This window comes from Armatimonadia bacterium (assembly GCA_039679385.1).
GTDB lineage: Bacteria > Armatimonadota > Zipacnadia > Zipacnadales > JABUFB01 > JAJFTQ01.
The window spans coordinates 1-12,055 of the sequence record JBDKVB010000069.1 but is presented as its reverse complement, the minus strand read 5'-3'; the positions used below and the strand labels follow the sequence as shown (position 1 = coordinate 12,055).

8 protein-coding genes and 1 tRNA gene are annotated in these 12,055 nt (G+C 65.4%); 1 reads left to right on the top strand and 8 read right to left on the bottom strand.

The window, feature by feature from the left end:
- Positions 1 to 70: 70 nt before the first annotated feature.
- The 6 genes from ABFE16_07580 to ABFE16_07555 all read right to left on the bottom strand — a co-directional run bounded on the left by ABFE16_07580 (position 71) and on the right by ABFE16_07555 (position 7,911).
- Complete coding sequence (locus tag ABFE16_07580) at positions 71 to 847, bottom strand: segregation/condensation protein A (protein ID MEN6345154.1); 777 nt, start codon at positions 845 to 847, stop codon at positions 71 to 73.
- 56 nt (positions 848 to 903) lie between these two features.
- Entirely contained in the window at positions 904 to 1,977 is a 1,074-nt protein-coding gene (locus ABFE16_07575) for a glucose-1-phosphate thymidylyltransferase (protein ID MEN6345153.1), read from the bottom strand.
- Positions 1,978 to 2,093: 116 nt separating this feature from the next.
- The gene (locus ABFE16_07570; GenBank protein ID MEN6345152.1) at positions 2,094 to 2,714 is read right to left on the bottom strand and encodes a site-2 protease family protein; all 621 of its coding nucleotides are present in this window, start codon (positions 2,712 to 2,714) and stop codon (positions 2,094 to 2,096) included.
- 48 nt (positions 2,715 to 2,762) lie between these two features.
- Positions 2,763 to 4,031, bottom strand: coding sequence for a hypothetical protein (locus tag ABFE16_07565; GenBank protein ID MEN6345151.1), 1,269 nt, complete (start codon positions 4,029 to 4,031; stop codon positions 2,763 to 2,765).
- A 62-nt stretch (positions 4,032 to 4,093) separates the two neighbouring features.
- Entirely contained in the window at positions 4,094 to 5,419 is a 1,326-nt protein-coding gene (lysA, locus tag ABFE16_07560; GenBank protein ID MEN6345150.1) for a diaminopimelate decarboxylase, read from the bottom strand.
- A gap of 119 nt (positions 5,420 to 5,538) precedes the next feature.
- Positions 5,539 to 7,911 (bottom strand): Ig-like domain-containing protein, encoded by a 2,373-nt coding sequence (locus ABFE16_07555; protein MEN6345149.1) that lies wholly within the window; start codon positions 7,909 to 7,911, stop codon positions 5,539 to 5,541.
- 181 nt (positions 7,912 to 8,092) lie between these two features.
- Between ABFE16_07555 and ABFE16_07550 the strand changes: the two genes are divergently transcribed.
- A tRNA-Met gene (locus tag ABFE16_07550) sits at positions 8,093 to 8,169 on the top strand.
- Positions 8,170 to 8,454: 285 nt separating this feature from the next.
- On the opposite strand, the gene ABFE16_07545 is transcribed toward ABFE16_07550, so the two are convergent.
- A complete protein-coding gene (locus ABFE16_07545) occupies positions 8,455 to 10,746 on the bottom strand; it encodes an AAA family ATPase (protein ID MEN6345148.1) in 2,292 nt (763 codons plus the stop codon).
- Between the two features lie 699 nt (positions 10,747 to 11,445).
- On the bottom strand, positions 11,446 to 11,589 hold the full coding sequence (locus ABFE16_07540; protein ID MEN6345147.1) for a hypothetical protein: 144 nt from the start codon (positions 11,587 to 11,589) through the stop codon (positions 11,446 to 11,448).
- Between the last annotated feature and the right edge of the window lie 466 nt (positions 11,590 to 12,055).

The following is a 12,055-nucleotide window of genomic DNA, read 5'->3' as shown; positions in this document are numbered from 1 at the left end:
ACGTGGAGAATGAGTTGCACCTGATGGAGACGGCTTGAAGGGAGTCGACGGTCCTGCGCGTGCGAAGGTGCTAGTCGGTAAGCTGCACCATGATCTCACGAGCGTTGAGGCCCTGGGCCAGACGGAGGCGTCGCCGTCGCACCAGTTCAAGAGTCGCCAGGAACACGAGGATGATCATCACACGGGTCGTGGGCGTATCGAACAGGTCCACGAAGCTGCAGCTCCGATCCGGGGAGGCCTGCAGTCGGAGTACCACGTTCTCGATGCAATCGGCAACCGTCACCTCAGCCGGACGCACGTACCCGACCGGCGCATCCTTGGTGCGTTCGAGCATCTCCTGGATCGCGGATACCATGTCGAACAGTGACACATCGGCCAGCGGTACGTACCCGCTGCCGATCTCGTCGCCCTCGGAGAGGGAGCGCAGGAAGACCCGCTGCCGCAGGTTGCGCGACTCGGCCAGCAGGACGGCAGCTTCCTTGTAGCTGCGGTATTCCTCCAGGCGCTGCTTGAGCTCCTCCTCGCTGTGCACGAACTCCTCTTCCAGCGCTTCCTCGATGGCCTCTTCCTCCTGCCGCGGGAGGAGTGATCGCGACTTGAGCCACATGAGGTTTGCGGCCATGACGAGAAAGTCGGCGGCAAGGTCTACCTTGATCTCGGCAAGCGCCTCCAGGTAGCGCAGGTAGTCGTCAGTGATCGTCGCGATCTGCACCTCGGCGATCTCGACCTCCTGCTTGCGGACAAGATGCAGGAGCAGGTCGAGAGGGCCGGCGAAGACCTCGACCGACACCGGGAAACCGGTGTACTGCGTGCCCTGTTCGGTTTCTGGCTTGGCGGTAACAACCATTGGAACCCATCAGAAACGGCCCGGAGGCCGGGGATGATGATGCTTTCGTGTGGCACCTAGCGGGCGATCACGTGTGCCATGTCGCTGAGCAGCAGGCTCAAAGGCCTGTCGCCGTCGTCGGGACGTCCCTGGACTTCGACACTCTCACCCAGGACCGAGTCGATCAGCCCGCCGGGGAGGTCTCGCACGCGGCTGTTGCGCTGGATGACGCAGTTCGACACGCGGGTGTTGCTGATCTCGCAGCCGGAGCCGATGGTCACGTCTGGGCCGATCACCGAGTTCTCGATCACGCTGTTGCGCCCGATGCGGCAAGGGCCGAGGAGCTTCGAGTTGATGGCCCGGGCTCCACGCTCGATCCCCACGTAGCCCTCGACAGTGCTGTTGTCGAGAGCGCTGGCCGGCACCAGTGAAGGCAGTCGCAGCAGCCATTCGCGGTTTGCCCGGAGAAGTGCCGTCGGCTCGCCGGCATCCTCCCACAGCCCCTCGATCTTGCTCCAGCGGACCGGACGTCCGGACTTGATGATCTGCTGGATGGCATCGGTGATCTCGACCTCGCCACGCGCCGAGGGCTCCAGTTCGTAGATCGCCTGGAAGACCGTCGGATGGAAGGCGTAGACGCCCACGATGGCAAGATCGCTGGGCGGATCGGCAGGCTTTTCGAGCACCCGAAGGATGCGCTCGCCCTCGACCTCGGCGACCCCGAAACGTCTGGGGTCTTCGACGCTCTTGAGCAGCAGCGCAGCATCCCAGTCGTTGCCCCGGAGGCTGTCGACGAAGCCCGTCAGCCCGTGCTCAAAGAGGTTGTCGCCCAGGTAGACCAGGAAGGGCTCACCCTTGACGAAATCACGCGCCAGACTCACCGCATGGCCGATCCCCAGGGGCTGAAGCTGGTGGATGTACTGCACGTCGAGACCGAAGGCGTCACCCAGGCCGACATACTGGCGGATGGCCTCGGCATGGTGGCCGACGATGAGAGCGACCTCACGGACGCCGGCCTCATGCAGGGCCTCAAGAGCCCAGCCGAGAATGGGCTTCCCGGCAACCGGCAGCTGGTGTGGGGGCTTGGCAAAGGTCAGGGGCCTCAGACGGCTCCCCTCTCCGGCACACAGCACGACGGCGCGCTGGATCATCGTGGTATCCCTGCCCGAGTGCAATCTTGGTTGCCGCGATCCTCTGAGGTGCAGTGCCACCGGCGCCCCCACGCCGTGCCGGCTTCGTCTCTCGTCTTCCTCCGTGTCCCTTTCGTCTAGGCGAGCGGTCCGAGCAGGAGCCTCAGCAGCATTCCCACGACGGGCCAGACGAACTGACCGGCGACCATGACGACGACCACCAGCAACAGCGGGCCATACTGGGCATAGGCGGCATCCAGACGCCGTGCCTGCTCCGCCGGCAACAGGGCCGACAGGATGTGCGAGCCATCCAGAGGATAGACGGGTATCAGATTGAACACCGCCAGGATGAGCTGGAGCTCAAGGATGGCGACCAGGACCGGTGTGTATACTCCGGCCACCCCGAAGCGGATCGGGATCGCGAGCACGGTAGCGGTGATCAGGTTCGACAGCGGACCCCACAAGGATACCATGATCTCGTCGCGCCGGGGGTTGCGAAACAAGAAGTGGTTCACCGGCACCGGCTTACCCCAGCCGAAACCGAACAGCAGAATCAGGGTCGTCCCGACCGGATCGTAGTGATCCAAGGGGTTGAGGGACACGCGCCCATTGGCCCGTGGTGTCGGGTCACCGGCCCGGTCGGCCCGGTAGGCATGGGCGAACTCGTGGACGGTGATCCCGACCACCAAGGCCAGGAGCCACGTCAGAAAGCCAGCGATACTGAAGTGCCCCGACTGGAGCATCTGGAAGATGGGCATAGGTGGGATCCGCCAACCTCAAGGCCAAATCGAACGAAGTGAACAGATTCACATCTCAAGAGGGCTCTGCAGCACGTCCTGAGCGACCGATAGCTGGTCCTCGCGACCAGCATGGTCGTTGAGCTTGGCCCGCAGTGCCGCCTGTACCGCCTCACCGAAGAGCACTCCGGGCCGGAAGCCCAGCGCTCGGAGGTCGTCCAGGTCAAAGTCAGGCTTGGTCGGCCGCAGGTCTTGCCAGAAGCTCACGAGAGCCTTACGCACCGTCGGGGACGGGTTCGCCAGCCACAGCATCGTGACCGCCCCGAAGTCGGCCTCGCGTAACTGGGCCCACAGATCTCCGGGCCGTGCCTCGGGCCTGAAACCCTCGGGCCAGGTTCGCAGGGCTCGTTCAGCGCCCCGCAACTCGCGTGCTGTGGGCCGGTCCAGGTGCAGCCGCTCAATCATCTGGACGGCTTCAACGCTCCGTCCCAGGAGTAGCGCCACCAGACAAGCCACCGCCCGGGCGCGCGGATCACCCGCTTCTCCCAGCGCCTTCAGAGCCGCCGGGACTTCTCGCAGGGCACGCAGGGCACGCCGACTGAAGGCCACTCGCACGCCCAGCGCGCGGGCGATCCCCAACTCATGGCCCCTGGCCAGGACCTGGGGTCCCACGGAGTTGGACAGCAAGGGCAGGATGGCCTCACCCAGGCGCTCCGTCGAGACGGTTTGCAGCGCACCATGGGCCGCCGCTTCGCGGATCCAGGCCTCCGTGTGTCGCTCGATGGCGAAACCGAGACGCTGCTCGAAGCCGACGGCACGGACGATACGCGTGGCATCGTCCCAGAAGCTGCGGTCATGCAGCGCCCGGATGATCCTGCGCCGCAGGTCGTCGATGCCGCCGGTGGGGTCGAGCACATCGCCCCAGTCGTCCGGCCCCAGGGCGACCGCCAGCGCATTGGCGCCGAAATCCCGCCGCCAGAGGTCCTCCTCCATCGACGCCGGCGTTACGACAGGTAGCGCTCCCGGACGCGGGTAGGTCTCGGTCCGTGCCGTTGCGATATCAAAGTGCGTCTCGCCGTCGAGCTCGATTCTGGCCGTCAGGAAGCGATCGTGAAGGGTAGACCGCCCACACCAAGCCTCACCAAGAGCCTGAGCCAGGGCAAGTCCATCACCTTCGACAACCAGGTCCCAGTCCTGATGCGGACACCCCAGAAGGATGTCGCGGACCGACCCGCCGGCCAGGTAGAGGCGCATTCCCGCCTCGTGGGCCAGCCTGCCGGCCTGCTCCAGCAGCCGCGTCTCGTCCTCGCCCAGCCATTGTTCCAGTCGTTGCCGCACTGCAAATCACAGCCAGGTGCTGCATTACCGGCCCGAAGCGACGAGGCCGGCGTCCCAGGGCCCTAACGCAGGCGGTCCGGAATCACATCGTGGGCAACCAGATCGTCGAGCGTCTCGCGCTCGTAGATGAGGTCTGCCTTGCCGTCCATCACCACTACCATGGCCGGTCGGCGGAACCGGTTGTAGTTCGACGCCATGGCATGGTTATAGGCACCCGTGCAGAAGACGGCGATGATGTCGCCCTCCTCCACCGGCTGCAGCGGCGTCTCGGGGATCAGGGTATCCGTCTCGCAGTGTGACCCGGAGACACGCACCGGAATCGTCGCGGGCTGGTTGGCCTTGTTGGCCACGAGAGCGGTGTACTCGGCCTCATACAGCGCCGGGCGCGGGTTGTCGGACAGGCCGCCATCGACCGAGACATAGGTGCGAACGCCGGGAATGACCTTGACGGGCCCAACCGTGTACAGAGTGGTTCCCGCCGGACCGACGATGGAGCGCCCGGGCTCCAGAATCAGCTTGGGCAGCGGCAGGCCCTGGGCCTCCGCGGCCGACTTCAGCGCCGCGCAGATGACCTCGGCCAGCTCAGCGACGGAGGGTGGCGCATCCTCCAGAGTGTAGGCGATCCCCAGGCCGCCGCCGAGATCCAGCTCGTCGCAGACCCAGTCGGTCTGCGCCCGCACGAGCTTGATGAACTCCGTCATCATCTCGACGGTCCGGGCGTAGGAGTCCAGGCCGAAGAGCTGGGAACCGATGTGACAATGCAGGCCACGCAAGTTGATGCCGGGCAGACTCAGCGCGAGCTTGATGCCCTCCATCGCCGCTCCGGAGGCGATGCTCAGTCCGAACTTGCTATCCGCCTGGCCGGTCTGGATGTAGCTGTGGGTCTGGGTCTTGATCCCGGGGCCGACGCGGATGAGGACGTCGGCCTTCTTGCCCATCTCCACAGCCATCTTCGACAGGCGCTCCAGCTCACTGAGGCTATCGGCGACAACGCGACCGACGCCGCACTCCAACGCCATAGCCAGGGCCATATCGGACTTGAAGTTGCCGTGCATCTTGATGTGCCCGACCGGGAACCCGGCCTTGAGGGCCGTGTGCAGCTCGCCGGGGCTCGCCACATCCAGCGCCATGCCCTCCTGCCCGACGATGCGGCACAGGGCAGTGGTCAGCAGGGCCTTGCCGGCATAGGCGATCTCAACGCGCTCGAGGCGCTTGCCGAACTCGGTCACATAGGCATTGCAGGTACGACGCACGAGGGCTTCATCGAGTACGTACAGGGGCGTTCCGAACTCGGCAGCGAGATCGAGGGTGTCGCAGCCGCCGATCTCGAGGTGCCCCTGCTCATTGATGCGCTGGGTGCCGAACAAGAAAGGCTCTACGTGGTCCATGCGTCAGTCCTCATTCCCAGGTTAGGTTGGCGAACCGTGGGCTCCACTCAGGGCCCACCGGTGTCGAAGCAGCCCCAGCGGTGGCATGGGGCTGCGGGTCGCGCCGTCAGTAGGCGCCTCTATTGAGTCTTGCTTGGCCCGGTGGCCAGAACTCGCTCTGCGTCGGGGTCGAACTCAACGGTCATCCCCAGTGCCTCGGCGACGAACTCCAGCGGCACGAGGATCCGGCCGTCCTTCAGCACGGGTGCTGCGGCAAGCTCACGGCTCTTGCCGTTCACTGCGCCACGGGCACTGCCAAGACGCACCGAGAGGTCCGTCTTCTCGGTTACCGCCCGGGCAATCTTCTCGGAGGCAAACCAATAGAGCGCACCGTCGGCGGCCTCAAGGATGTGCTTCAGGGAGATCATCAGGACGCCCTGACGCACTTCCGGCCGTGCCTCCACAGGGAGCGCACGCCCATTATACGTCATGGTGGCCTTCGCCAGTGCGCGACCATCGGCGGCCGTCAGTCGATGGGTACGCGGAGAGCGCGCTACCGGTGCAGCCCCTTCGGGTGCGGCTGATGCAGCCGGAGTGCTCGGGCCACCGTTGATGCGCCGGAACTCGACGGTACTGCTCTCGGAAGCAGGCGCCTCAGGGACCGCTGCAACCGGCGTTACGGCGGTGGTTGAGCCGGTAGCCGCCGGTTCTTCCACAGGTTTCGCCGGGTTTTCCACATGGTTTTCCACGGAAACGACCACAGACGCCGGCGCTTCGGAGGTTCCTGCCGCCCCGAGGCTCAGGTCCGGCACAGCCGCCTGCGGCCCTTCCTTGTACAGGTCTACCGTCGGCTTCACCAGGCCCGGCACCAGAACCCTGGGCTCCGGTGCAGCGTCCGTGGTGCCCATGGGCGCCGTCGCAAGCAACTCGGGCGATACAGGCGGCGTCGCAACCGCTTCTACAGGAGGTGCGACCGCCGGGGTCGAGGTTGCTGCAGGAGTCTCTACCGCCACAGATGCAGAACTCTCGACAGGAGCGCTGACTGCCGTCGGCGTGGTGACCTCAACCGGCGTGGTGCTTGCTGCCGGTGCAGGGGCCTCCGCCAGCGTAGTGGTTGTTGTCGGTGCAGTGCCGGTTGTCGGTGCAGTGCCTTCGGTCGGCGTAGCCACCGGCTCAGGCTCCGGAGCGGGCGGCTCCGGCAAGGACCCGAGAGCCGGCGTCATCGGCGGCATCGGAGCAGGCACGGGAAGCTCGCCGGCAGGCGCCGTCAGAGGGTCGCCCGATGGCTGCACGGTCGGCAGCATGGGCGTACCCTCGGGAGCTGCTGTCTGAGGTTCGGCCACTGTCGTGTCGGGCCGAGCTACAGTCGCCACCGGAGCCGGAAGCATGGATCCGGCCGAAGCCAGTTTCGGCTCCTCAGAGGCACCAGCCGGTGGCGCAAGAGCAGTACCGGCCGAGGCCAGCGTCGGCGCTTCGACCGCCGGAACATGCAGGTCGGTGGAAGGCGCAGCCGGAACCGGAGTGACCGGCGCCGGTGCGCCAACAGGCGTGCCGATCGGGCCGGTTGCAGCCACGATCGGGCCTGGCACGGTACCCGTCTCGACCGGGGGCATGGCCACCACGGGCGAAGGTGTGACGGGAACCGGGCCCGGGATCACCACAGCGGGCTCGCCCGTTCCGCCCGCAGTCGTCGGCGGTGCCACGACGACCGGGATGACCACAGCCGGACTGCCGCTCGCAATCGGACCGCTGACGCCCGGCGTCGGGATCGTCGTCGGTCCGGGAACGCTCACGGGAGTGGGAGCCGGTGTCGGTGCAGCAACACGGTTCTGCACGATCACCGTTACGGGTGCTGCGTTCCCCTCGTTGTCCGCCGAGTCCTTGGCTCGAGCCTCCAGCACATGCGTGCCGTCCTGGAAGCGGCGCGTGTCCCATTCGGCGGTGAAAGGCGGCGCGTTCATGCGAACGGTGTGCAGCTTGCCGTCCACATAGAACATCACGACACGGATCGCCGAGCTATCGTTGACCTCGGCGCGGACAGTGACAAAGCCGGAGACCGTCGCCCCCTGCGCGGGGTAGTAGATGCTGACGGCGGGCGGAATCACGTCGACTCCGCCTGCGGCGCCGCCCGGCGAACTCACATTGACCTCGCCGGTGCCCACATCACCGAGCGTATCCAAAGCTCGCACGGTCAGACGATGGGTGCCGGGTGCGAGGGCAGCCGAGGGTAGCTGCAGCGTGCGCTGGCCTTCAAGCAGCGGCGTCGGAAGCGGGTCCGACTGGAGGTCGCGACCATCCAGGAGCAGGTCGAGGCGGACGATGGGGCGCATGGAATCGCTGCGGAAGGCGACCTCGACGGTGGTATCGCCATACAGTACGGCCTGATCTGCGGGGCGGGTGATGGCGACGACCGGGCGGGAGAAGGCCAGGGCGGGGAATAGACCGGGCAGGACGCAACAGGCGCACACCAAGAGCGCGCGCCGTCGCCAGAAGTGGCAACCCCGGCCAATCATCAATTCGCTCCTCCTACGGAGCCTTACGATGGCTCATACCGACGGGTCTGGAACCCGCGCCGAAGGTAACATAGGGGTGGGCAAAAGTCAAGCAAGGCAGGCGGCACGAGGGCCTGTGGCGGGGTCTTGGGAAATCAGGCTTTACAGGATCGAGCGGGGTCGTTATAATACGACCTACCGACGCGCGGTGGAGCAGTCTGGTAGCTCGCAAGGCTCATAACCTTGAGGTCGGAGGTTCGAATCCTCCCCGCGCTACCAAAGTCCAACCGACGGCTCTGGGATACCTCCCAGAGCCGTTTTGTTTTGTCTGGGATGCACGCGCCAGCCCGCATGGAGCCCCGGCAACCACGCCGCACAGTTCCCCTACCTCGGCAGCGGTGCGGCTGCGAGAGAGAGGGCGGGCTGCGGCTGCTACGTCGTCATCCTGATCGTGATTCTCATCGTGTACGTCATCTCGGACCCAATCGGCTGCCTGCTCGGCAGGGGGTGAGGGGTGGCTCCCCACGTGCGTGGTCCCGTCCCTCGGCTTCCTCTGCGATAGCGTCACAGAACGTCGAGAAGCGCGATAGCTCGCCTCACATAGCCAGCCGCCTCGCCCTCCTGTGGCACTACCAGTGAGTGCGGCTCATCAATGTGGATGTAGTCGGTGGCATAGCCCGTCACGGCGTACAACTCCTTTACCTGATCCTTCACGGCGGCCAGGCGACTGCCCTCGGTGCACTCATCTATTGCCTTGATCATCTCGCCGACCTGCCGCTTCCCCTTCAGTTCGAGCGGGTACTTGATCCGCAGGAGACCCTCGATCGCTGGCCTGATGCTGCGTACCGCGTCCAGGGCAGGGACCGACGACGGGTCCGTTGCGAAAACATGTAGATCCTCGACGCTGGCCTCGTAGGCCACCTGACAGATCTCCGAGGGATCGCACTCACAGATGACGCTCCACGGCCCGGACCGTCGGATTCCGAGCGTCACGAGCCCACCTTCCTTGGCCATACCCGCCTGCGTGATCCTCTTCGAGACGTCGCGTGCGAAGTGCGGATCGTGGGTCATCACGATGAGCTGCCCACACTTGGTGGCAAGCTCAACCATCACGTCGATGGTGTGCCGCCGCCTGTGTGCGTCAAGGCTCGCCACCGGGTCATCGAGGACGACGATCTTGCGACCTGTATTGGGGTCCCGCTGCATTCTCGCAAGGAAAAAGGCAAAGGCCAGCGCACGCTTGTCGCCCTCGCTCAGGGCGGTGTCGAAATGGGGATCATCGCCGGGCTTCGCAGAGGCAGTGATGGTCTTGCCGAACAGCCCAATGCTGTAGTCCGAGCGGGCATCCCCTCCCGTGAACGTCGCCTTGAGACCCTCGATTCGGAACGCCGCATCGCACTTGGTCAGGAAGTCGTTGATCGCCCCCCGGTACCCCTCGGCGAACTCCTGAACGTGCTTGTCGAGAGCCTCCTTGGCGGTCGCCTTCGCACGCTCCTTCTCCTTCTTCAGCGTCCTCGCTTTCTGAACGGCTTCGCACTGTCGCACCACGCCCTCGTCCCACCGCCGCTTGTGGAGTTGCCTCCGCCGTAGCGAGGCGGCGTGGGTGCCGGCGTCCCCAGCCAACAGATCCTCCTTGCGCTTCGTGACGGCCCCGTTGATATCGTCCACCTGCTCGTTGTAGCTCGCCACCGCACCCGCCGCCGTGGCATGCGACGCCGCCACCGCCGCCATCGCTTCTGCGGAGGCCACGACATTGGACGGATCCGCCAGCTTCTCGGCAAAGAGCGGAAGCAACTGCTCGGCAACCTGTCGCCACAGGGCATCGAGAGCATCCAGAGCGATCGGAATGGCTGCGACGGTCGTGTACTTCGCCCAATATTCCCTTGCGGCCGCGTTCGCAGCCAGCATCGTCTTGAGACCGCTGAGCTTGGGCTCGGAGTATGGTGTCGCCAGACTGTGACACTCCGCCTTGACCCTCGATACGAGGGTCTCGTAGCCCTCGTCGAAGTACCTGCGGAAGGCGTCGAGCAGGGCCACGCCCTCCGTCTGCTGACCGCAGAAGGGACAACGATCGTCCGTCAGGTACTCCACCCCGGTCTTCAGCCACACCTCCCCACCCTCGCCCAGATGCTCCGACACGTGCCTTCTAACCATCACGACTGCGTCGGCAGAGAGACCCTCGATGGTCTCGGTCAAAGTTGCAGCGGCGGTGGTGGGGACGGGTGGGATCTCGATTCTGACGAGACCGGCGTGCTTCAGGACTTCTTGGGCGTCGGTCGCCGCATCGACCAGCTTCTGAGCGGAGGCGATCTTGACGTCGATCTCCGGGTCGCTGGGGAGCCCCAGAAACTCGTCGATCGTCATGTCCCTCCCAACGAGCGGCCCCAGGGCGGCCTCCGCCTCGGCGATGGCCCTGTTTGCCTTCGTCACATCGTCATTCAGGACATCCACCTTGTCTGCCAGCTCCACCGCCTCCTCGCCGAGAACGAACCTGCAGAGGTTGCTCCTGTGCTCGGCGGTGACGCCAGACCCAGAGTACACGTTACGTCTGACGAACTCCGCATCGTAGATGGAGATCCCGGCACGTGGAGGTGACCAAGTGTAACCCTTGAGCGAGTGGTGACTACCGGAGATGAGCAGTTCAGCGCTCGGCTGGCTGCTAGCCCCGATCGTGGCCCGTGGCCTCAGACACCCGCAGTCGCCGGTGCAGAGGGACCGCAGGAGGTGCGAGAGCGTGGTCTTCCCCCTGCCGTTCTCGCCGTAGATGATGGTGCAGCGGGCGAACTCGATGGCACCCTTGGGGAGGGCGTTCTCGAACACGCCGGTGTGCTCCAGGCGGATCAGCTTCTCGACCATGTTGCGCCCCCCTACTCCCGCCCGAGGAAGGACGACAAGGTCCCCCGCAGCGGGTATTGATGTGGGGCTGCTTCGCGGCGGCCACCCAGGATACCTGCCGGGCTCAGCTCAGCCAGACCGAAGGTCGCCCCGTCCGTCCCTCTGGGCCAGTCCCATCGGACATAAGAAAAGGCATTCCCCCCCGCCACCTCAGTATGGTGATCCAGACCTCGCCTCCCCCGAATCCGACATGGTGGCCTCCGGGCGGCGATCCCTATAGCAGCTTCCACACCGCACGGCGGAAGGCACGAATCGATTCCGCCATTTGTGTTATGCCAGTGTGCAGGAAACTGGCCAAGGGGCTGATCGGCAATGACGGCGATGACGGAAGACGCGCGGATCATGTGAGAGTTGGGGACCAGGCTGAAGGACGTGGCACGTTCGTCCAAAGAGGATGATGAACGCGTATCCGTCCGCCGCGACAACAGCTGCGACTGCCGGCTTGTCGTTCTCCCCGTGGTTGTCACGTATCGTCCGCTTCATGTCGTTTATGCCATTCACTCCGGTCGCTATGCCGCGTCAAGGCTTAGCGAGGTTCCTCGGGCCACCCGAAGTCCCGGACGCTTTCCGCCCCTTCAGATACTTGCGGACCTCGAGGACCAGGAGCACCACGTAGACCACGGTCGCGAATCCCGTGAATGCCACCGACCAGAGATCCGGCTACTCTCCTTGCGCCGTCGTGCGGAGAAGGGGATAGGCAGTGACGACCATTGCCAGCAGGAGGGCGACCATCCAGGGGATGGATCCCACCGAGCCGGCAGCACCCCAGGTCAGGGCGTTCCGCCGACCGTAGTCTTCGACCACCTCCTTAGCCTGCCTGAGGCCGAGACCAGCGTGCTTCTGCAGTCCAGCGATCAGGACGATTCTCGGCGGTTGGCCTTGCCCGGTCGCCTGAAGCCGGGCTAACTCCGCCGTCAGCCATTAGTCGTATGGCCCCGTAGTCCTCGGCTCCTCAGCTATCGTCTCTCGCCTCCTCTGCCTTCCCGGGGTCGCGTGTGTCCGGGCACCTGGGCGTCCTCAGGGCGGTCGGTGCGACGGAGGATGGATGCACCCTCCAGGACCAGCGCTCGGTTGGCACCGCCGAAAGGCCCTGCCCTAGACCCGCAACGGCCTGGACGGCGTCTGCGTTCCCGATGCCGGCGTTCTAGCCCGCATTATTCATGAACCTGGCCATGGCGGTGGGTTCTAGTGGTGGTTGGAGGCGCTGTAGCAGGTCCCGCCACAGGTCCTGCACCGGGCAGCCGGAGGCGAAGCCCAGCCATACGCGGCG